Here is a 20,382-nt window from a genome sequence, read left to right as displayed (position 1 = left end):
CGAGGTTCACGACTTCGCTACGAACGACATGGCTGTCAGGACCGCATGAGCCGGCCGACGAACATTGGAGACGGAAAATGCCCGACTGAAATCGACGATGACCTGCTGCCTGGCGGCAGGTCACAACTCCGGTCATCCGACCGCAGTCAAACCCCCACGAAACCGGGAGCCGGCAGGTCGTGACTTTTTTGCCGCCCTTTTGCCGGCTCAGGGAATTCTAACGAGCACTACCTGGTGAAGCTCTGTGCGTTGCCGGCATCGACGTTGATGATGTTGCCGGTCGACTTCGCCGACATGTCGGACGCAAGGAAGTAGACCGCCTCTGCGATATCCTCGGGAAAGACCGAGCGCTTCAGCATCGAGCGCCTGCGATAGTGCTCCTCGAGGTCGTCGGGCTGCATCGAGTAGGCTGCCGCGCGTTGCTCGCGCCATTCTCCGGTCCAGATCTTTGAGCCGCGCAGCACGGCGTCAGGATTGACGGTGTTGACCCGGATCTGATGCTCCGCGCCTTCGAGCGCCAGGCAGCGCGCGAGATGGATCTCGGCCGCCTTGGCCGTGCAGTAGGCTGCTGCATTGGGTGAGGCGGCCAGTCCATTTTTCGAGGCGATGAAGACGATGTTGCCACCGATCTGCTGCTGCTTGAACAGTCGGAACGCTTCGCGCGACACCAGAAAGTAGCCCTTGGCGAGGATGTCCATGTTGCGGTTCCACATGGCGAGTTCCGTGTCCTCGATCGACGCCGAGGACGAGATGCCGGCATTCGAGACCAGGATATCCGTGCCGCCGAATTCGACCGCACTGTCGGCATAGGCCGAGGCCACGCCTGTTTCGTCGGTGACGTCGAGGCGGACGGCCCGCACGAAGTCCTTGCCGAATGCCTTGCCGAGTTCGTCATGCGCGGTGGCAAGTGCGGCCTCGTCAATGTCGGCGATGACGACGCAGGCGCCTTCGCGCAGAAGCCTGACGGCCGTCGCCTTGCCGATGCCGCCGGCACCGCCGGTGACGAAGGCGATCTGGCCTGCCAGCGACTTGGCTTTGGGCATGCGCTGCAGCTTGGCCTCCTCGAGCAGCCAGTACTCGATGTCGAAGGCTTCCTGCTCTGACAGGCCGACATAGGTCGACACCGATGAGGCACCGCGCATGACATTGATGGCGTTGACGTAGAATTCGCCGGAAATCCTGGCCGTTGCCTTGTCTGCGGCGAAGGTGAACATGCCGACGCCTGGCATCAGGTAAACCACGGCGTTGGGGTCGCGCACGGCAGGCGAGTCTGCGTGCTTGCAGCGATCGTAATAGGCCTGGTAGCCGGCACGGTAATCGTCCAGTGCCTTGGGCAGCGCTGCAATCACTGTGTCCACATCAGCCTTCGCAGGATCGAAGTCGATCACCAGCGGCCTGATCTTGGTGCGCAGGAAATGATCTGGGCAGGAGGTGCCGAGGGCCGCGAGATCGCGCAGATGGCGCGAGTTGACAAACTCGAGCACGGCATCGCTGTCGTCGAAATGACCGAGCTTGCGCACGCCCTGCTGCGAGATCATGCCGCGGATGCGCGGCATCAGCTGTGCTGCGATAGCCCGGCGATCGTCTGCCGGCAGCGACGTCGCGACCGCGCCGCCGAAAGCCGATTTGCCCCTTGCCTCGCTTTCGAACCAGCCGATCGCCTTGTTGATGGTGTCGATGGTGGTGGAATAGCACGCCTTGGGCGTGTCGCCCCAGGTAAACAGGCCATGGCTTTCGAGCACGACGCCCTTGGCCGAAGGGTTCTCCAGGCAGAATTTTTCGAGCCAGAGCCCGAGTTCGAAGCCGGGGCGCTTCCACGGCAGCCAACCGATCTCGTCGCCGAAGATTCTTGATGTCAGAGCCTGTGAATCCTTGGCGGCCGCGATCGCGATGATCGCATCGGGATGCATGTGGTCGACGTAAGCCCTTGGAACATAGGCGTGAAGAGGGGTGTCGATGGAGGCGGCGCGCGGGTTGAGATTGAAGGTGCAGTGCGGCAGGTAGCCGACCATCTCGTCTTCATGGGCAAGGCCACGATAGAGCCCCTTCAGCGCGCGCAGCTTGTCCATATAGAGGGTAGCGAAACCGTCGAGCTTGATCGACGCGCTGTCGCCGCCCGAGCCCTTGACCCACAGGACCTCGACTTCTGTGCCCGTCAGCGGGTCCTTCTGCATGATCTTGGACGAGGTGTTGCCGCCACCATAGTTGGTGACACGCTTGTCCGAGCCCAGGATGTTGGAGCGATAGACCAGCCGCTCCGGCTCGCTCATGGCGGCCGCCCTGGCGTCGTCCCACAGATTTGCAAGCCGCGTGGCGTTGGTGTCGGGCATGTCGGATTCCTCCCGGCGCGAGATCGGGCGCCGCTCTCGTTTGGCCGTAAAATCAGGCCAAGCCGTGCGGTTTGTCAATCGCAAAAAGATTGAAGTTGATCATTGTGCGCCGCATCATGATCTAGTTGCAGCGCGGTATGAGCTATTTTCGTCACAATTCGCTTGCGCATCAATTGGATTTGCGTAAGTTAGCTCATGGCACTGCCTTTTCGCGAAGCCATGGGAGGTGTTTTCGTGAACGACCTGGTCCGCCAGCGACAGATCGTCGAGCTTTTGCGCGACCGGCCCTTTGCGTCGGTGCGCGATCTGCAAGAGCATCTAGGCGTTTCCGCAGCCACCGTGCGGCGTGACATCGACAAGATCGATGAGGCCGGCGGTGCCCGCAAGGTCTATGGCGGCATCTCGGCACTTGATGGCGCGGCGCAAGGCACGGCCTTTGCGCGTCCTTATGACGAGAACCGTGATCTGGCCGTCGAGCCCAAGCGCCTGATCGCCGAACTGGCCGCGACCATGGTTGCGGACGGCGACGCGGTCATCGTCAACGGCGGTTCGACTTGCTTCCATCTCGGCGTCAAGCTGGCCGACCGCAATGTCCGCCTGTTCACCAACTCCATGCCTTTGGCGGGTTATCTCGGCGAGCACGGCAAGTGCAGCCTGACATTGGCGGGCGGCGAATTGCATCGCGAGCCAAGGGTCATCTATTCGCCGTCGCAGCCGATCAATTTCTATGCCTCCAAGTTCTTCCTCGGCGCGCAGGGCATAAGCCCGGACGGCCTGCTCGAATCGCATCCGCTGATGGTGCGCTCGATCCAGGAGCTCAGTCACAACGCCGACCAGATCGTCGTCCTCGCCGACAGCCGCAAGTTCACTATCCATGCGCGCAACGTCGCCCTGCCGCTGACACGGCTGGCCATGGTCATCACCGATGACGGCCTGTCTGACCAGCATGCCAAGATGCTCGAGGGCGCGGGTATCGCACTGCGCATCGCGTCCAACGGGGGCGGGGCATGAGCGGGGCGCTGGCGGTCTTCGATCTCGGCAAGACGAACTCCAAGCTGTTCGTGTTCTCGCCCGATGGCACGCTGCTCGACGAACGCCGCACCAAGCCGGTCTGGCATAGTTATCGCGGAAAGAGCGTGCTCGACGACGAGCGCCTGTTTTCCTGGATGAACCATGAGCTGGCCGAGGTTGCAGCGGCCCATGACGTGACCCGGATGATGGTCTCCGCTCACGGATGCGCTTTTGCGCTGGTGCGCGGCAATGAGCTGCTGCATCCGATCCTGGACTATGAACAGGAACTGCCGGAGGCGATTGCCGGCAAGATCGACCCGATCCTGCCAAACTTCTCCGAGACCTACACGCCCTGGCTGCCGCTGGGCTTCTCCATCGCCCGTCATATCTACTGGCTTGAGGTCGAAGAACCCGAAGCGTTCGCCTCCACGGAGGCGATCCTGTGCTATCCGCAATATTGGGTCTGGCGCTTCAGCGGGCGCAAGCTTTCCGAATGGTCCTATCTCGGTGCGCACAGCCAGCTTTGGGCACCGCTCGAGCGAGACTACAGCTCGCTGGTCGAGCGGCTCGGCTGGCGTGATCGCTTCCCCGCGATAGCGCCGGCAGGTGCGATCGTCGGAGAGGCCAGCGTCACCATGGCGGATGGCAGCACCCGGGCGATCGCCGTGCATAACGGCGTGCATGATTCCAACGCGGCGCTGGCCTATTACCGCATGACCGGGCTGCACGACTTCACGCTGGTTTCGACCGGCACCTGGGTCATCATCATCAATCTCGACTGTCCGCTCGGCGCGCTCGACCAGGAGCGCGACATGATCGCCAATGTGACGGTCAATGGTGAACCGGCGCCGTCGCTGCGCTTCATGGGCGGGCGCGAATACGACCTCATCAGCAACAACTGGAACAAGTCGATCTCACAGGCCGCAGTCGAGCACGTGATGGAGCGTGGCATCTTCGCCATACCGTCATGGGCGGCCGGCGGACCTTTCCCCGAGACGAAGGGACATATCGTCGGCGGCGACGTCAGCGGCGAGGAGAGGGCGGCGGTCGCCGCACTCTATGTCGCCATGATGACCGACCTGTCGCTCGACCTGATCAAGTCGGAAAATCTCCTGGTCATCGACGGTGGCCTGGCGAAGATCGACCTGTTCACCGCCATGCTGGCGCAATTGCGCCCGACGCAGACGGTCGTGCGTTCGATGATGAGCGAAGGGTCGGCAACGGGCGCCGCGGCACTGGCCTTCAAGGCGCTTGGCCTGAAGCCGTTCGGAGACGAGACCGTGCCGGTGTCGGCGAGCCACATTCCCGGTCTCGACACTTACCGCGCTCGCTGGCGCGAACTGGCAGACGGCGCGCGCGCCGCTGCCAGGGCGGCAAGGCCTGATGCGAAGGAGGCGAGCTGATGAGCAATTCGACCGCCTATGTCAGCCTCACCGGCATGTCCAAGTCCTTCGGCGGCGTGAAGGTGCTGAAGGACGTCAGCTTCGACGTCCGCCCCGGCGAGGTGCATGCGCTGCTGGGCGAAAACGGCGCCGGCAAGTCGACTTTGATCAAGATGATGTCCGGCCTCTATACGCCCGACGCCGGCACAATCACCGTCGACGGCAGGGAGTTGAAATTTTCCACGACGCGCGACGCCGGCGCGGCGGGCATTGCCACCGTCTACCAGGAGCTGCTTTTGTTCCCCGAGCTGTCGGTGGCGGAAAACGTCTTCCTCGGCAACTATCCGCGCACGGCCACAGGCATCATCGACTGGGCCGAGGTGCGCCGCCGTACCCGCGATCTGCTCGATCAGCTCGACACATTCGACCTCGACGTCGACACCAAGGTTCTGAGCCTGTCGGTCGCCCAGCGCCAGCGCGTCGAGATCGCCAAGGCGCTGAGCAAGAATGCCCGCATCCTGATCATGGACGAGCCGACCGCGTCGCTGGTCGAGTCCGATGTCCAGCGGCTTATGGCGGTCGTCAGGCAGTTGCGCGAACGTGGCGTCGGCATCGTTTATGTCAGCCATCGCATGCCCGAGATCTTTGCGCTCGCCGATCGCGTGACCGTGCTGCGCGACGGCGCCCATGTCGCCACCAGGGACATCGGCGAGGTCGACGAGAACCAGCTCGTGTCGATGATGGTCGGCCGCTCGATCGAAAGCCTGTTCCCGAAAACGCAAGCCAGCATCGGCGGCACCGTGCTTCGGGTGACGAAGCTCAATCACGGCCGTCATGTGCGCGACATCTCGTTTGCTTTGAGGCGCGGCGAAATCCTCGGCATTGCCGGTCTGGTCGGCAGCGGTCGAACCGAACTTGCACTGACCCTGTTCGGCATGACGCCGGCAACGTCGGGTGAGATCGAAATGGAAGGCAAGGCGGTGCGCATCGGATCGCCACGCCAGGCGCGCGATCTGGGCATCGCCTATGTGCCGGAGGACCGGGGCCTGCAGGGTCTCGTCAAGGCCATGGCCATCCGCAAGAACGTCTCGATGGCAACCATCGAGCGGCTGTCGTCGGGCATTTTCATCAAGGCCGGCGAGGAGGCACAGCGCGCGCTGGACGCGGTCAAGCGGCTCAGCATCCGCTGCCGCAACATCGGTCAGCCGGTCGGCGAACTCTCTGGCGGCAACCAGCAGAAGGTGGTCATCGCCAAATGGCTGGAGACCATGCCCAAGGTGCTGATCCTCGACGAACCGACGCGCGGCGTCGACGTCGGCGCCAAGGCTGAAATCCACACCATCATGGGAGAGCTGGTGAAGCAGGGCGTGGCCATCATCATGATTTCGAGCGAGTTGCCTGAGGTGCTCGGCATGAGCGACCGCGTGCTGGTGATCAGCGGCGGCCAGATCACCGGCGAGATCGACCGCGCCGACGCCACGCCCGAGCGCGTCGGCGCCGCCATGACCGCGCATCGCAGCGGGGAGGCGGCATGATGACGACGACAGTCGAAGCGACCGCCCGCTCACGCACGGCCCCTCAGCGCCCCGGCTTATTCAAGCGGCTTTTCGCCGAATACGGCCAGGAGATCGTGGTGCTTGCCGCCATCGTCGTCCTGTTCGCCATCGTCACGATGGTCAATCCGCGCTTCATCAGCGCCAACAATTTGACCACCATCTTCTCCGGCAATGCCTATATCGCGGTTGCCGCCATCGGCATGGCGATGGTCATCGTCACCGGCAACATCGACGTTTCGGTCGGGGCGCTGATCGGCGTGCTCGCGACGATCTCTGGGTCGCTTGCGGTTGCGGGCTATCCGATCTGGTTCGCCTGGCTGGCGCCGGTGGTTGTCGGCATGGCGGTCAATGCGATCATCGGCATCCTCGTCGCCTATGCCAGGATACCGTCCATCGTCGTGACGCTCGGCGCACTGTCCATCCTGCGCGGCGGCCTGATCAGCGTCACCGGCGGCACCTGGATCACCGACCTGCCGCCGGCCTACCTGATCGCCCAAAAGCAGATCTTCGGGCTGCCGGTGCCGCTGGTCTTCATGGTGGTGTTGACGCTGCTTGCTGCGTTCTGGATGCGCTACACCGCCTTCGGTCGCTCGCTCTATGCCATAGGCGGCAACGCCGAAGCGGCCCTTGCGACCGGCATTCCGATTGCGCGCCGAACCGTCGCCGTCTTCGTCATCCACGGCGCCTTTGCCGGTCTTGCAACGATCCTGTTCGCCACCCAGTTGCAGGTCATCCAGTCGACCGTACCACCGAATCTCGAGCTGACCGTCATCACAGCTGCCGTCATCGGCGGCGTGTCGATCCTCGGTGGTTCGGGCACGGTGATCGGCTCGACGCTGGCGACCATCCTGTTCGCCACCATCGGATCGGCGCTGATCTTCGTCAACGTCTCGGCCTACTGGCTGCGCGCCGTCATCGGCCTGCTGATCCTGGCAACCGTTTTGGCCGACATGCTGCGCCGTCGCGGCAGAGGGGCATGAGATGAAGCTGAAATCCCTCATCCGTCACGAAACCTTCCTGGCCCTGTTGCTGGTCGTCGTCCTGATCGTCCTGTCGTTCCAGTCGGACCGCTTCTTCACCGTCGACAACCTGCTCAACCAGGGGCGGCTGATGACCGAGATCGGGCTGATCGCGATCGCCATGACCTTCGTCATCGCTACCGGCGGTATCGACCTGTCGGTTGGCTCGATCCTTGGCCTGACGGCGATCCTGACCGGTGTGTTCTGGCAGAATGTCGGCCTGCCACTGCCGGTCGCGGCTACCGCCGCCATTGCAGCGGGAACCTTTGCCGGCTTCGTCAACGGGGTCATCATCACGCGCTTCCGCGTGCCACCGCTGATCGCCACGCTGGCGACGCTCGCACTTTATCGCGGCCTCGCTGAGGGTATCAGCCAGGCACGCTCGGTACGCGGCTATCCCGAATGGTTCTACGTGCTGGGTCAGAAGGACGTGCTCGGCGTGCCGACGCAACTGTGGGTCCTGCTGTTCGCGGCCATCGTTGCCTCGGTCATCCTTGCCTATACGACATGGGGCCGCACGGTCTACGCGGTCGGTTCCAACGAGGTCGCCAGCCGTTTCTCCGGCCTGTCGGTCGAGAAGACCAAGTTGGCGCTCTACACCGCGTCGGGCTTCGCCGCAGCCGTTGCCGCCGTCATCTTCGTCTCCCGCGTCTCCACGACGCGCTCCGACATGGGCACAGGCATCGAGCTCGACGCCATCACCGCGGTGGTGCTTGGCGGTACTTCGATCTTCGGTGGGCGCGGAACGATCATCGGCACCATCATCGGACTTTGCCTGATCCAGGCGCTGAAGAACGGCCTGTCGCTTGCCGGCATCAAGGGTGATGGCACGATCATGCTGATCGGCGCGGTACTTATACTGGCGATCCTCGCCAGCAACCTCTTCGAGAGGAGCGGCACTCGAACCTAGGGAGAGCAACGTCCTTCACTGCCGCTCTACAGTGTCCGGACGATCAATGGAGGATGGAATGCGTAACGTAGTACTTTCCGCGCTCTTGGCCTTGTCGTTCTCGACAAGCCTCAGCAATGCCCAGTCTGTCTGGACGGGCGGCGACGACCTGCCGACCAACCCGCTGGCCTGCGACGCCACGCCCGCGACCGCTGCCGCCAAGCCTTATGACGGTGGCCAGCCGACCAACGCGCCCGACCGCAAAGGCAAGACGATCAAGGTCGTCGACGTGCCGAAACTGGTCGGCATCGGCTACTTCAACGCCACCTCCAAGGGCATTGCCGACGCCGCCAAGGAAATGGGCTCGATGGACGCCAAGACCGACGGTCCGTCCAAGGCCAATATCGACGACCAGATCACGCTGATCGACAACTACATCACCTCGGGCGTCGACGGCATCCTGTTCGCAGCCAACGACCCCGTCGCCATCGCCCCCGTGCTGAAGAAGGCGCTCGGCGCCGGCATCAACGTCGTCGGCTACGACGCCAACTCGTCGCCCGATGCCCGCCAGTGGTTCGTCAACCAGGCCGAATTCAACGGCATTGCCAAGGCGATGGTCGACTCGATGGCCGCCGAGATCGGCGATGAAGGTGCCTTCGCGATCGTCACCTCGACCTTCACCACGCCTAACCAGGCGCGCTGGATCGCCGAGATGGCGGCCTACCAAGCCAAGTGCCATCCCAAGATGAAGTGGCTCGAGACGGTCGAGGCACAGGAAGACAATATCCTGTCCTTCAATCAGTCGAATACGCTCATCAACAAGTATGGCGACGAGCTGAAGGGCATCTTCGGCATGACCAGCGTGGCGACGCCGGCCGCCGCCGACGCCGTGACCCAGGCCAAGAAGTGCGGCAGCGTCGCCGTCGTCGGCCTCGCCACCCCGAACGCGATGAAGCCCTATGTCGGCGCCGGTTGCGTCAAGTCGGTGGTGCTGTGGAACCCAGTCGACCTCGGCTATGCCGCAGCCTACGTGCTGCGTGCGGTCGCCGACGGCACGCTGGCTCCCGGTGCGACCTCGGTGAAAGCCGGCAAGCTGGGCGATCTCTCGGTCATCAACGGCTCGGAAATTCTGCTCGGCGCACCGACCGTCTTCAACAAGGACAACATCGGCAACTTCGACTTCTGAGATCGAAACGGGAGACGGCCATCCCCCCGGTCGTCTTCTGATTTCGGGGTTGGCCGGCAGTGCGCTGCCGGCCAACTTCACCCCGCATTTGAAAGGACCGTCGCCATGCCAGAAGCGGCCGGCTGGCAAGCCGAACTCGAACAGCTGAAAGCCGTCTCTGCCCGCATCGGCGGTGACCCGCTGCTGACGCAGGGCGCCGGCGGCAACACCTCGCTCAAGGTCGGCGGTACGCTCTGGATCAAGGCCTCCGGCACCTGGCTGGCGCATGCGCTGGAGCGCGACATCATGGTGCCGGTGGAAATGGCACCATTGATCGCGGCCGTCGAGGCAATCGATCCCGCTGCCGAACAGGCGCATCAGTTCACCATCGCTGCTCTCAACAGCTCGGGCCTGCGGCCGTCCATCGAGACGACGGTGCATGCGCTGATGCCGCAGCGCGTGGTTCTGCACGTTCATTGCGTCGACACCATTGCGCAGGCCGTGCGCGATGACTGCGTCCAACAGGTTGACCCGCGCCTCGCGGGGTTGAACTGGGCTTGTGTGCCTTATGCGCGGCCGGGCTTGCCGCTGGCGCTCGCCATCTCGGAACATCGCGGCCAGCGGCCCGACGTGCTGATCCTTGGCAATCATGGTCTCGTCGTCGCGGCCGATACGGTGGCGGGGGCGGAGGCCTTGCTTGAGGATGTCAAGGCGAGGCTGCGTGTTGCACCGCGCAGCGCTCCTGCGCTCGATGCTGCTCGCCTCGCTCAACTCGCCGACGGTACGAATTATCGCCTTCCGTCGGCCGATGCCGCGCATGCCGCTGCGACCGACCCCGTGAGCCTGGACCTGGCGGCCAAGGGCAGCCTTTACCCGGACCACGTGATCTTCCTTGGAACCGGCTCCGTCATCGCCCGTGACGGAGAAGACGTCGCTGCAGTGGTCGCACGCTTGGGCACGTCGCCGGTCTCGATCCTGTTTCCCGGAACGGGTATACTGATGCGCAGGGATGCGACGCCGGGCGCCGATGCTATGGCCCGCTGCCTCGCCGATGTCCTGGCACGCGTCCCGGACAATGCGCCGGTACGGGTGCTGACACCGGAAGAGCATCTGCAGCTGACCGACTGGGATGCCGAGAAGTACCGGCAGGACCTCGCCCGCAAGGCCGCGGCCAAGAAGATCGCCTGAGATGAGTACCCCGCTCGCCATCGGCATCGACCTAGGCACGTCAGGTGCGCGCGCCGTGGTGATGACGCCCGGCTTCGAGATCGTGGCGCAGGGCGCGGCCAAACTCGCGGACTTCGGCCCCAACCCGCGCGACCCGAAAATCTGGTGGCAGGCTGTCGAGGTGGCGTTGAAGGCTGTGCTTGTCCAGGTCGACCGCACCTGGGTCCATGCCATTGCCGTCGATGCCACCTCCGGCACGCTGCTGCCTGTCGACGGCCAGGGTGTGCCGCTCGCCGAACCGCTGATGTATGACGACAAGGTCGGTGATGAGGCGTTGCTGGCCCGCATCGCCGCCGTCATCCCGGCCGAAAGCGCGGCCCACGGCACCACGTCGGGTCTGGCCAAGGCGCTGGTCTTCCAATCCGTGCCCGGCGTCGCAAAAATCTTGCACCAGGCCGACTGGATCGCGGGACGCCTCGCCGGCCATTTCGGTACCACCGACGAAAACAATGCGCTGAAGACCGGCTACGATCCGATCGACCGGCATTGGCCGGACTGGCTCGCTGCAGCTGGGCTCAGGACCGCACTTCTGCCACGCGTGGTGGCGCCGGGCGCGCCGATCGAAACCATCGAGCCAGCCATGGCCAAGGCCCTCGACCTGAGCGAAGAGGTCGAGATCATCGCCGGCACCACCGATGGTTGCGCCTCGTTCCTGGCGACCGGCGCCGACAGGCCGGGCGACGGCGTCACGGCGCTCGGCTCGACGCTGACGCTCAAGCTGCTGTGTGATCGGCCGATCTTCGCGCCCGAATTCGGCATCTATAGCCACCGCCTCAATGGCATGTGGCTCGCCGGCGGCGCCTCCAACAGCGGCGGCAAAGTCTTGGCCCACTTCTTTTCCGCAGATGAGATCGTACGGGTGTCCGCCGCCATCGACCCTGATGTTTCGACCGGTCTCGATTTCTACCCGTTGCTCGAACCGGGCGAGCGCTTTCCGGTGCTTGATCCCGCCTGGCCGCCAAGGCTCACGCCGCGCCCTGCCGATGATGCGGGCTTCCTGCAAGCCATGCTCGAGGGCATCTCCACCATCGAGAAGCTCGGTTATGACAGGTTGGCCGAACTCGGTGCGCCGCCTCTGCAGTCCATGCGCAGCCTCGGCGGCGGGGCATCCAACCCAGCCTGGACCGCGATCCGCCAGAACAGGCTCGGCGTGCCGTTCCCGCCGGCGCATTCCCAGGAGGCCGCCGCCGGCACCGCACGACTGGCGCTCATCGGCCTCGAAGCCGTGGGAGACCTGTGATGTCCGCACTCCAGCTTGCAGGCATTCGCGATCTGGCCGAGCGGTTCGACGTCTTCATCCTCGATCAGTTCGGCGTGTTGCACGACGGCGTGGCGCCTTACCCTGGCGCTATCGAGACGTTGGTGCGGCTGCAGGAGCTTGGCAAGCGGTTGCTGCTTCTGTCCAATTCGGGCAAACGTTCGGCGCCCAACGAGGCACGGCTGGCCAGGCTCGGTTTCGTGCCCGGCAGCTGGGATCATTTTCTCTCCTCGGGCGAGGTCGCCTGGCAGAGCCTGCGCAAGCAGCTCGGCAGCGAAGCAGGCCTGCGCTGCCTGCTCATCGCCCGCGATGGCGACCGGTCCGCCGTCGAAAACCTGCCGCTGACCTTGGTCGAACCCGGCGAAGAGGCCGACATCGTCCTGCTCTCTGCCAGCGAGGGCGACCGTTTCGACCTCGACCACTACCGCCGGCTGCTCCAGCCCGCCGCCGCGCGCGGCGCAAGGTGCCTGTGCACCAATCCCGACAAGATCATGCTGACCTCGGTCGGACCGCGCTTCGGCGCCGGACGCATCGCCGAACTCTACGCCGAGCTTGGCGGTGCGGTGACCTGGATCGGCAAGCCGTTTCCCGAAATCTACGCTGCTGCGCTCGACATGCTCGGCAATCCCGACCCGGTGCGCGTCGTCTGCGTCGGCGACAGCATCGAGCACGACATATCAGGTGGGCAAGGGGCTGGGCTGCGGACCGCCCTTGTCATGACCGGTGTTCTCGAGACGAGCAGTCAGGCCGAGCGTGAAAAACTGTTCGCTGAGCATGGCGCTATTCCTAACTTTCTTGTGCGGACATTTGCGTGGTGAGGCCGCGCAAGAGGAGGATATGATGGAAACGATGATATCGGGCGGCGCCGTTGAAAAGAGCAACGCCGACAGGGAGAAAGCCCTGCGCGCCGATTACGCGTCGCTCGGCGCGCAGCTCGACCGGCGCGGCATCACCATCGATGCCATTCTTGCCAAGGTCGAGGCCTTCGGCGTCGCAATCCCGTCCTGGGGCGTCGGTACCGGCGGCACCCGTTTTGCCCGCTTTCCCGGCCAGGGCGAACCGCGCGACGTGTTCGACAAGGTCGAGGATTGCGCCGTCATCAACCAGCTGACGCGGGCGACGCCGACCGTCTCGCTGCATATCCCTTGGGACAAGGCCGACGCCAGCAGGTTGAAGCAGGCCGCGGCCCGTTTCGGCCTCGGCTTCGATGCGATGAATTCGAACACCTTCTCCGACGCATCGGGACAGAGGCAGTCCTACAAGTTCGGTTCGCTCAGCCACGCGGACCCAGCCGTCCGCCGCCAGGCGGTCGAGCACAACATCGAGTGCATTGAAATCGGCAAGACCCTGGGGTCGAAGGCGCTGACGGTGTGGATCGGTGATGGCTCGAACTTCCCCGGCCAGGTCAATTTCGCCCGAGCTTTCGAGCGTTATCTCGACGCAATGAAGGACATCTATGCGGCGCTGCCAGGCGACTGGCGACTGTTCACCGAGCACAAGATGTACGAGCCGGCCTTCTATTCGACCGTCGTGCAGGATTGGGGCACCAACTACATCACATCAAAGGAACTGGGCGACAAGGCCTATTGCCTCGTCGACCTTGGCCATCACGCCCCCAACGTCAACATCGAAATGATCGTCTCCCGGCTGATCCAGTTCGGCAAGCTGGGTGGCTTCCACTTCAACGACTCGAAGTATGGTGACGACGATCTCGATGCCGGATCGATCGACCCCTATCGCCTGTTCCTGGTCTTCAACGAACTGGTCGACGCCGAGCTTTCCGGCGCCAAGGATTTTCACCCTGCGCACATGCTCGACCAGAGCCACAACGTCACCGACCCGATCGAAAGCCTGATGCTGTCGGCCGTCGAGGTTCAGCGGGCCTATGCCGCCGCACTGCTGGTCGACCGCAAGGCGCTCGAAGGCTTTCAGGAAGACAATGACGCACTGATGGCGACGCAGACGCTGAAGGCGGCCTACCGTACTGATGTCGAGCCGATCCTTGCCATGGCGCGGCTGAACCGGGGCGGCGCCATCGATCCGGTCGCAGCCTACCGTGCCAGCGGTTACCGCCAGAAGGTCGCGGCCGAGCGGCCGGCGTCGGTCGGCGGTGGCGGCGGCATCGTCTGAGGGGGTCAGGACATGCCCGAGCGCATCGCCTTCCGCATGGTCCTCAATCCGGGCCAGGCCGCCGAGTACGAGAAACGCCACGACGAGATCTGGCCGGAGCTCAGTGCTGCGCTACGCGAAGCGGGCGTGTCCGACTACACGATCTGGCTCGATCCCGAGACCAATCACCTGTTCGCCACGCTGGTCCGCACCGATGACCACGATATGGACAGGCTGCCGCAAACCGAGGTCAACCGCCGCTGGTGGGACTTCATGGCCGACATCATGCAGTACACCGACCGCGACGAGCCGCTGGTCGTGCCGCTGCGCAAGGTTTTTCATCTGGAGTAGACAATGACTGACAAGGCACTGCGCGAGGAGATGGTGTCGATCTGCCGGCGCATGAATTCGAGCGGTATCAACCAGGGCACGGCAGGCAACCTTTCGGTGCGGTCGGGCCGCAGCTTCCTCATCACCCCGTCGGGTATGCCTTACGATATCATGGGCCCTGATGACATCGTCGAGATGGATTTCGACGGCACCTATGTCGGCCGCCGCCCGTCATCGGAATGGCGTTTCCACCGCGACATACTCAAGGCGCGCGAGGACATCAGCGTCGTTCTGCATTGCCATTCGGTCTATGCGACGACGCTCGCCTGCCACCACAGGACCATTCCGTCGTTCCATTACATGACCGGCGTTGCCGGCGGCACCACCATCCGCTGTGCCGCCTATGCCACCTTCGGCACCCAGGCGCTGTCGGACAACGCGCTTGTTGCGCTGAAGGATCGGCTCGCCTGCCTGCTCGGCCAGCACGGCCAGATCTCGCTCGGCACCAACCTCGAACACGCACTGTGGCTGGCGATCGAAGTGGAGACGCTGTCGCGCATGTATGTCCAGGCGCTAATGCTCGGTGAGCCGCCGGTCCTTTCCGACGAGGAGATGGGGAGGGTGATCGATCAGATGCGCCGCATGAGCTATGGCCTGGCACCCGACGCCGAAGGCACCAACGACGTGGCGCGTCCACGCGAGGGCTGAGCGGCATTTCGGCTGAGGTACTCGCCGAGTATGTCGAGCGAGACGGACACACCGACTCGCGGCTGACGCCGGCCTGCCGCAAGCCGAATGGGCGGTCAGGCCGCGCGGGCGATGGCCGCACCGTCAGCATCGAACAGCGATACCCTTTTGCCGTCGATGGCGATGCCGACAGTCTCGCCGATCCGGACTGGGGTGTCGGCGGGCGCATTGACGTTGATCAGGCCAAGCTGATCGTTTCGGACGAAGACGCTGGTGTTGCCGCCAAGATATTCGGCGACCTCGACCGTGCCGCGGCAGTTGCCGTTGTCGGGGGCGACGAGCGACAGGTGCTCGGGGCGGGCGCCGAGCTGGGTCGGCCTGCCAGCGAAGGTGAGGGACAGCGCGCCCTGCCCGGACAGGTCGAGCTTGCCGTCACCTGAAGGGGCGCAGGCGAGCACGTTCATTTTGGGGCTGCCGATGAACTGGGCGACGAAAAGATTGGCGGGCCGCTCGTAGAGCTCGTGCGGACTGCCGTGCTGCATGACGCGGCCTTCCTTGAGCACGACGATGCGGTCGGCCAGCGTCATCGCCTCGACCTGGTCGTGGGTGACATAGACCATGGTGGCGCCGAGCGAGCGGTGCAGCTTGGCGATCTCCAGCCGCATGTCGACGCGGAGCGCTGCGTCCAGGTTGGACAGCGGCTCGTCGAACAGAAAGGCGACCGGCTGGCGCACGATGGCGCGGCCGATAGCGACGCGCTGGCGCTGGCCGCCCGAGAGCTGGCGCGGGTAACGATCGAGCAGATGGGTGAGCTTCAGCGTGTCGGCGGCCTGGTCGACCTTGGCCTTGATCGCATCCGGTGAGAGTTTCGCCAGCTTGAGCCCAAAACCCATATTCTGGCGTACGGTCATATGCGGATAAAGCGCGTAGGACTGGAACACCATGGCAAGCTGGCGCTCGACCGGCGGCGCCCTGGTGACGTCGCGGCCGTCGATCAAAAGGTGGCCGGAGGTGGTTTCCTCGAGGCCGGCGATCATGCGCAGCAGCGTGGACTTGCCGCAGCCGGATGGGCCGACAATGACGACGAACTCGCCATCTGAAATGTCGAGGTCGAGATCCCTGATGATCTCGGTGCCGCCGTAACGCTTGCCTGCTTTTTGGAGCGAAATCGTACCCATAGAATCCTCCTGGAAACTCTCTTCTGCACATCGCGCATGCCGAAAATCACGGGATTTTCGGGCTGATATGCGTTCAGCCCTTGACCGCGCCTGCCGTCATCGAGCCGCTGATCTGGCGATACATGATGAGGCCGAGCAGCATCGGCGGCAGGGCGCCGACGATCATGACGGCCGAGGCGACGCCCCACTGCACGCCGCCGCCGCTGGCGGCGAAGAAGAACGAAGCGCCGACGGTGATGGGCACGGCCTTGGACGTGGTCAGCATCAGGCCGAACAGGAACTCGTTCCAGGCGGTGATGAAGCCGAAGATCAGGCTGGTGACGATGGCCGGGCGACAGAGCGGCGCAATCACCCTGGTCAGGATCTGGAAACGCGTGGCGCCGTCCATCAGTGCCGCCTCGTCGAGTTCGCCGGGCAGGTCGCGGATGGCGTTGACCAGGATGACCAGCGCCAGCGGCAGATTGACGATCGCAAGGATCAGGCCGAGGCCGAGGCGCGTGTCGAGCAGCGAGAGCCACTGAAACATCATGTAGAGCGGAATGGCGAAAATGATCAGCGGCACGGCGCGCAAATTGACGATGAGCGGCAACAGCGTGCGTTCGCCGAGCTTGCCGCGGGCGATCGCATAGGCAGCGGGCAAAGCCAGCGCCACCGCAAGCAGCGTGCCGAGGGCCGCGACAGCCACGCTGTTCACCAGATAAAGAAAAATGTTCAACCGGTCGGACACCGTAAACACGGTGGCGTAGTTTTCGAGCGTCGGTGCGTAGACCCAGAGGCCCGGATTGGTCGACAGCTCGCGCGCGCTCTTGAACGAGGTCGAGAGCGTGACGAGGATCGGGAAATTCATCGCCAGTGCGGCGATGGCGAAGACGATCCAGCGGAGGGCGTTGATCATCAGCGGGCTCCCTTGCGACGGGCGGCAAGCGCGTTGAGGCCGTAGAGCACGGCAAACGACACCACGAACAGAATGACCGAAGCCGCGACCGCCTTGCCGATAGCTCCCTGTTTGAAGAAGGCTTCGTAGATGTAGATCGACAGTGAAGCGGTGGAGCCGCCCGGGCCGCTGCCTGTCAGCACATAGACATTGTCGAAGACGCGGAAGCCATCGATGAAGCGGATGAGCAGGGCAACCACGATCGTCGGCGCCATCAGCGGCAGTTCGATGTACCAGAGACGGTGGCGGTAGCGCGCGCCGTCCATGGCGGAAGCCTCGATGATCTCCTTGGGGATGGCCTGGTAGGCCATGTAGAACAAGAGGAAGGCGAACGGCGTCCACTGCAGCGTTTCGACGACGACCAGCGTCCAGAAGGCCGAGCCCGGTCCGAGGAACGAGAAGCTCGCGCCGAACCAGGTCCAGAGATAATAGGGCACCGGGCCGACGAACTCGTGCAGCACGAGGCGGTACATCAGGCCGACGAGCGCCGGCGCCACCATCAACGGCAACATCAGGATCGCCATCAGCCAGCTGCGCTTTTCGATGAGCGGCGACAGGAAGATCGCGAGGAACAGGCCGAGCGCACATTCGAGCAGCGCGGTCAGCAGGCCGAAGCGGAATGAGAACCAGCTCGCCTGCCAGAACGACTGATCGTTCCAGACGGCGGCGAAGTTGGAGAAACCCGTGATCTCGGGGCTGCGCAGGGTCTCGAAACTGACCTCGGAGACCGAGTAGACGAGATTGACGATAGCCGGGAAGCCAAGGAAGACGAGCAGGAACAGCACCAGTGGCACTGCCAGCAGACGGAATTCGGACGAGGGGGCGCGTTGCGAAAGCGTTGTCATCAATCGATCTAAGGCTGGCGTTCCAATGGATCTAAGGCCGGCGTTCCAATGGAAGCAATGGTGGCTGGCCGACCCCCGAAGCGGCGGTCGTGTCGGGACATGCACCTGGACGGGCTCAGGATTCGACACCTCGGACCCGTGCGGGCAAAACGGATGCCAGGATCGCCCGGCCATACCAGGGGCATGGAAGCGCGGAGAAGTGCCGAAATCCCGAACCTGTAGGAGTGGCCGGCGATGGCCTGGTGCTGCCGCCGGCCAGCCGATTACTTGAGCAGCTCGGTCATGCCCTTTTCGGTGTTGGCAAGGGCGTCGTCGAGCGACTGCTGGCCCGACCAGTAGCCGGTGAACTCCTTGGCCTGGAGTTCGTAGACCGAGAGCGCCTTGGCCGAGGTGCCGCCGTTCATGACGTAGCCATACTTGCTGGCGAACTCGCCGAGCTTGACCAGGTCGGGGCGCTCGGCCGCGACTTCCTTCACGACGTCGGGGGTGAGTGCCGGCGCGCCGCTGCTCCTGGCGTAGATCAGCGCTGCTTCCTTCGACGACAGCCACTTGATGAAGGCCTTGGCGCCATCCTTGTTCTCGGCGTTCTTGTTGAGGCCGAAGCCGAGGCCATGGATGTGGGTGAAGCGGCCCTCGGGTCCGGCCGGCGGGGCGATGGTCTCGGTGACCTCGGCAACCGTCGGCGACTTCTCCTTGGAAGTCAGGTCGGAGGCAGCCGCGTTCCATTGCATCATTGCTGCAACCTGGCCGGAGGCGTAGGCGGCGTTGGCTTCGGCGAACTCGTAGGACAGCGAGTCACGCGGGGTGGCGCCGGCGTCATAGAGCAGCTTGTAAGTCTCGAGGCCCTTGCGATAGGCGTCGGAATTGACCGTCACCTTGCCGCTCTCGTCCATCCAGTTGCCGCCGTAGGAACGCGGCAGCGACTGGAACACCATCATGTTGAACAGCAGGTTCTTGAGCTGCAGTACGGTGCCGTAGCGGGTCGGACTGTCCGGGTTGACGGCCTGGGTGAAGTAGAGCGCGGTTGCCGCGTAGTCGTCCCAGGTCCACTCGTCCGGGTTTTTCGGCTCGAGCTTCTTGCCGAGGTGCTTCTCGGAAATCTCGGCGAATCTGGCCTTTGCTGCGTCATCCTTGAGCAGCGCCTCGACCAGGTCCTTGCGGTAATACATGAAGTGCAGCGAAAGATCGGTCGGCACGCCGAACTGCTTGCCTTCATACTGCATGGTGGAGAGCACGGAGTCGCCATAGACAGCCTTGGCCTCGTCCGAAAGCTCGACCGGCTCCATGAACGGCGCATAGCGGCCGATGGAGTATGTGGCGAGCAGGTTGACGTCGAAGGCCTTCGAGCCGGCGGCGAGGTCGGCCTGCAGCTTGTCCCAGAAGCCGTCGCGGTTGAAGAACAGCAACTCGACCTTGTTGGCGTCGGACGTGTCGGATTTGGCGTTGTAGGCGTCGGCGGCGGCGCGCAGCGCGGTCTCCTCTGGGCCGCCCGGCCAGCCGAGCACGGTCACCGTGGCGAAGGCAGGGCTCGCCATCAGGCTGGCGATCGCAGCCGCGATCAGGCCGCCCTTTCTGAGCGTCGAAAATGTCATGTCGTGTTCTCCCTCTAGTTCAGTTCTGACGTTTTGCTAGATCCGCGATGCCCACGACGCCGGCGCTCTCTCCGAGTGCTGCCGCGTGAAGCTGCGGGGTGAGCCGTGGCGGCAGGCTTCCCAGTGCCTGCCGGACGGATTCGAGATATCCGGGTGCCAGACCGATGCCGCCGCCGATGACGATGCGGGCCGGGTCGAGCATGAGCTGGATGTTGCGGCACAGAAGGGCGGTCTGACGCACCGATGCCTTGATGATTTCCTGCGCCCAGGCTTGGCCTGCAGCTGCTGCCTCGAAGACCTCGCGCGCGGTGGCACCGGCCTGGCGCGGTGCCGCTTGTGCCGCCATCCAGTTGCCGGAGACGTGGTCCTCGAGGACGCCGGCGTTCTCGTCGAGGCTGCGCAGCAGGCCGAAATGGCCTGATAGACCGCCGAGCAGGCGGCCGTTGACGACGATTCCGCCACCAATGCCGGTGGAGATGGTGAGGAAGACGAGGTCCTCGCCCTGGCCGGCGCCGCAGGAGAACTCGCCCCAGGCAGCGGCCTGTGCGTCATTGGCGGCGAGCACCGCGTCGGTGCCGGCGAGCCTTTTGACGGTTGCGACCAGTGGGAAGCCGTCGGGGATATCGAGCGTCTTGCGGTTGAGCGGCGACCAGCAGCCGTCGTCGATTATGCCGGAAACGGCGACGCCTACCGTGTCGTAGCGGCCCTTCCAGCCTGAAATGGCGTCGAACAGAGCCGTCAGCCATTGCTCCGGATCACCGCTGCGCGGCGTCGGCATCTTGTGCGTTTCGACCACCGTGTCCTCGCGCACCAGGGCTGCGAGCATCTTGGTGCCGCCGATGTCGAGCGCAAGAACGGCCTCAGCCATGG

General features: G+C 64.1%; 18 protein-coding genes. 12 read left to right on the top strand and 6 right to left on the bottom strand.

Annotated elements, in window-relative coordinates:
- Window positions 1-227: 227 nt before the first annotated feature.
- Window positions 228-2,330, bottom strand: coding sequence for a bifunctional rhamnulose-1-phosphate aldolase/short-chain dehydrogenase (locus tag IG197_RS29215; protein ID WP_192320622.1), 2,103 nt, complete (start codon window positions 2,328-2,330; stop codon window positions 228-230).
- A 234-nt stretch (window positions 2,331-2,564) separates the two neighbouring features.
- Here IG197_RS29215 and IG197_RS29210 point away from each other — a divergent pair, with 234 nt between their 5' ends.
- The 12 genes from IG197_RS29210 to IG197_RS29155 all read left to right on the top strand — a co-directional run bounded on the left by IG197_RS29210 (window position 2,565) and on the right by IG197_RS29155 (window position 14,984).
- On the top strand, window positions 2,565-3,341 hold the full coding sequence (locus tag IG197_RS29210) for a DeoR/GlpR family DNA-binding transcription regulator (RefSeq protein WP_067968385.1): 777 nt from the start codon (window positions 2,565-2,567) through the stop codon (window positions 3,339-3,341).
- Entirely contained in the window at window positions 3,338-4,744 is a 1,407-nt protein-coding gene (locus tag IG197_RS29205) for an FGGY-family carbohydrate kinase (protein ID WP_192320620.1), read from the top strand. The genes IG197_RS29210 and IG197_RS29205 overlap by 4 nt, the downstream gene beginning before the upstream one ends.
- On the top strand, window positions 4,744-6,258 hold the full coding sequence (locus tag IG197_RS29200; RefSeq protein ID WP_192320619.1) for a sugar ABC transporter ATP-binding protein: 1,515 nt from the start codon (window positions 4,744-4,746) through the stop codon (window positions 6,256-6,258). The genes IG197_RS29205 and IG197_RS29200 overlap by 1 nt, the downstream gene beginning before the upstream one ends.
- Window positions 6,255-7,259: an ABC transporter permease gene (locus IG197_RS29195; RefSeq protein ID WP_192320617.1), complete on the top strand. Its 1,005-nt coding sequence runs from the start codon at window positions 6,255-6,257 to the stop codon at window positions 7,257-7,259. The genes IG197_RS29200 and IG197_RS29195 overlap by 4 nt, the downstream gene beginning before the upstream one ends.
- A gap of 1 nt (window position 7,260) precedes the next feature.
- On the top strand, window positions 7,261-8,208 hold the full coding sequence (locus IG197_RS29190; RefSeq protein ID WP_192320615.1) for an ABC transporter permease: 948 nt from the start codon (window positions 7,261-7,263) through the stop codon (window positions 8,206-8,208).
- Window positions 8,209-8,266: 58 nt separating this feature from the next.
- On the top strand, window positions 8,267-9,373 hold the full coding sequence (locus tag IG197_RS29185; RefSeq protein ID WP_192320613.1) for a substrate-binding domain-containing protein: 1,107 nt from the start codon (window positions 8,267-8,269) through the stop codon (window positions 9,371-9,373).
- A 105-nt stretch (window positions 9,374-9,478) separates the two neighbouring features.
- A complete protein-coding gene (locus IG197_RS29180; RefSeq protein WP_192320611.1) occupies window positions 9,479-10,540 on the top strand; it encodes a class II aldolase/adducin family protein in 1,062 nt (353 codons plus the stop codon).
- Window position 10,541: 1 nt separating this feature from the next.
- Window positions 10,542-11,819, top strand: a complete 1,278-nt coding sequence (locus tag IG197_RS29175) for an FGGY-family carbohydrate kinase (protein ID WP_192320609.1) — start codon at window positions 10,542-10,544, stop codon at window positions 11,817-11,819.
- Window positions 11,819-12,655, top strand: coding sequence for a TIGR01459 family HAD-type hydrolase (locus IG197_RS29170; protein WP_192320607.1), 837 nt, complete (start codon window positions 11,819-11,821; stop codon window positions 12,653-12,655). Before IG197_RS29175 ends, IG197_RS29170 begins: the two co-directional genes overlap by 1 nt.
- A 22-nt stretch (window positions 12,656-12,677) precedes the next feature.
- Entirely contained in the window at window positions 12,678-13,967 is a 1,290-nt protein-coding gene (gene rhaI / locus IG197_RS29165) for an L-rhamnose catabolism isomerase (RefSeq protein WP_192320606.1), read from the top strand.
- Between the two features lie 12 nt (window positions 13,968-13,979).
- Entirely contained in the window at window positions 13,980-14,297 is a 318-nt protein-coding gene (gene rhaM, locus IG197_RS29160; RefSeq protein WP_192320604.1) for an L-rhamnose mutarotase, read from the top strand.
- Window positions 14,298-14,300: 3 nt separating this feature from the next.
- Complete coding sequence (locus tag IG197_RS29155) at window positions 14,301-14,984, top strand: class II aldolase/adducin family protein (RefSeq protein ID WP_067967210.1); 684 nt, start codon at window positions 14,301-14,303, stop codon at window positions 14,982-14,984.
- A gap of 95 nt (window positions 14,985-15,079) precedes the next feature.
- Here IG197_RS29155 and IG197_RS29150 read toward each other — a convergent pair whose 3' ends face one another.
- From IG197_RS29150 to IG197_RS29130, 5 genes are all read right to left on the bottom strand, one after another.
- Window positions 15,080-16,141 (bottom strand): ABC transporter ATP-binding protein, encoded by a 1,062-nt coding sequence (locus IG197_RS29150; protein WP_067967212.1) that lies wholly within the window; start codon window positions 16,139-16,141, stop codon window positions 15,080-15,082.
- A 73-nt stretch (window positions 16,142-16,214) separates the two neighbouring features.
- Window positions 16,215-17,036: a carbohydrate ABC transporter permease gene (locus tag IG197_RS29145; protein WP_067967215.1), complete on the bottom strand. Its 822-nt coding sequence runs from the start codon at window positions 17,034-17,036 to the stop codon at window positions 16,215-16,217.
- Complete coding sequence (locus IG197_RS29140) at window positions 17,036-17,920, bottom strand: carbohydrate ABC transporter permease (protein WP_192320602.1); 885 nt, start codon at window positions 17,918-17,920, stop codon at window positions 17,036-17,038. The genes IG197_RS29145 and IG197_RS29140 overlap by 1 nt, the downstream gene beginning before the upstream one ends.
- A gap of 263 nt (window positions 17,921-18,183) precedes the next feature.
- Entirely contained in the window at window positions 18,184-19,512 is a 1,329-nt protein-coding gene (locus tag IG197_RS29135) for a sugar ABC transporter substrate-binding protein (RefSeq protein WP_192320600.1), read from the bottom strand.
- Window positions 19,513-19,531: 19 nt separating this feature from the next.
- On the bottom strand, window positions 19,532-20,380 hold the full coding sequence (locus IG197_RS29130; protein WP_192320598.1) for an ROK family protein: 849 nt from the start codon (window positions 20,378-20,380) through the stop codon (window positions 19,532-19,534).
- Between the last annotated feature and the right edge of the window lie 2 nt (window positions 20,381-20,382).

The sequence above is a fragment of the Aminobacter sp. SR38 genome, assembly GCF_014843375.1.
GTDB lineage: Bacteria > Pseudomonadota > Alphaproteobacteria > Rhizobiales > Rhizobiaceae > Aminobacter > Aminobacter ciceronei.
This window is presented reverse-complemented; position numbering and strand designations above follow the sequence as displayed.

Bases quoted from the DNA above. Each gene is read 5' to 3' on its own strand.
- IG197_RS29175 (WP_192320609.1), top strand. From the start codon at position 10,542: ATGAGTACCCCGCTCGCCATCGGCATCGACCTAGGCACGTCAGGTGCG.
- IG197_RS29155 (WP_067967210.1), top strand. From the start codon at position 14,301: ATGACTGACAAGGCACTGCGCGAGGAGATGGTGTCGATCTGCCGGCGC.
- IG197_RS29150 (WP_067967212.1), bottom strand. From the start codon at position 16,141: ATGGGTACGATTTCGCTCCAAAAAGCAGGCAAGCGTTACGGCGGCACC.
- IG197_RS29205 (WP_192320620.1), top strand. From the start codon at position 3,338: ATGAGCGGGGCGCTGGCGGTCTTCGATCTCGGCAAGACGAACTCCAAG.
- IG197_RS29190 (WP_192320615.1), top strand. From the start codon at position 7,261: ATGAAGCTGAAATCCCTCATCCGTCACGAAACCTTCCTGGCCCTGTTG.
- IG197_RS29180 (WP_192320611.1), top strand. From the start codon at position 9,479: ATGCCAGAAGCGGCCGGCTGGCAAGCCGAACTCGAACAGCTGAAAGCC.
- IG197_RS29200 (WP_192320619.1), top strand. From the start codon at position 4,744: ATGAGCAATTCGACCGCCTATGTCAGCCTCACCGGCATGTCCAAGTCC.
- IG197_RS29170 (WP_192320607.1), top strand. From the start codon at position 11,819: ATGTCCGCACTCCAGCTTGCAGGCATTCGCGATCTGGCCGAGCGGTTC.
- IG197_RS29185 (WP_192320613.1), top strand. From the start codon at position 8,267: ATGCGTAACGTAGTACTTTCCGCGCTCTTGGCCTTGTCGTTCTCGACA.
- IG197_RS29215 (WP_192320622.1), bottom strand. From the start codon at position 2,330: ATGCCCGACACCAACGCCACGCGGCTTGCAAATCTGTGGGACGACGCC.
- rhaI (WP_192320606.1), top strand. From the start codon at position 12,678: ATGGAAACGATGATATCGGGCGGCGCCGTTGAAAAGAGCAACGCCGAC.
- IG197_RS29145 (WP_067967215.1), bottom strand. From the start codon at position 17,036: ATGATCAACGCCCTCCGCTGGATCGTCTTCGCCATCGCCGCACTGGCG.
- IG197_RS29130 (WP_192320598.1), bottom strand. From the start codon at position 20,380: ATGGCTGAGGCCGTTCTTGCGCTCGACATCGGCGGCACCAAGATGCTC.
- IG197_RS29135 (WP_192320600.1), bottom strand. From the start codon at position 19,512: ATGACATTTTCGACGCTCAGAAAGGGCGGCCTGATCGCGGCTGCGATC.
- IG197_RS29195 (WP_192320617.1), top strand. From the start codon at position 6,255: ATGATGACGACGACAGTCGAAGCGACCGCCCGCTCACGCACGGCCCCT.
- IG197_RS29140 (WP_192320602.1), bottom strand. From the start codon at position 17,920: ATGACAACGCTTTCGCAACGCGCCCCCTCGTCCGAATTCCGTCTGCTG.
- rhaM (WP_192320604.1), top strand. From the start codon at position 13,980: ATGCCCGAGCGCATCGCCTTCCGCATGGTCCTCAATCCGGGCCAGGCC.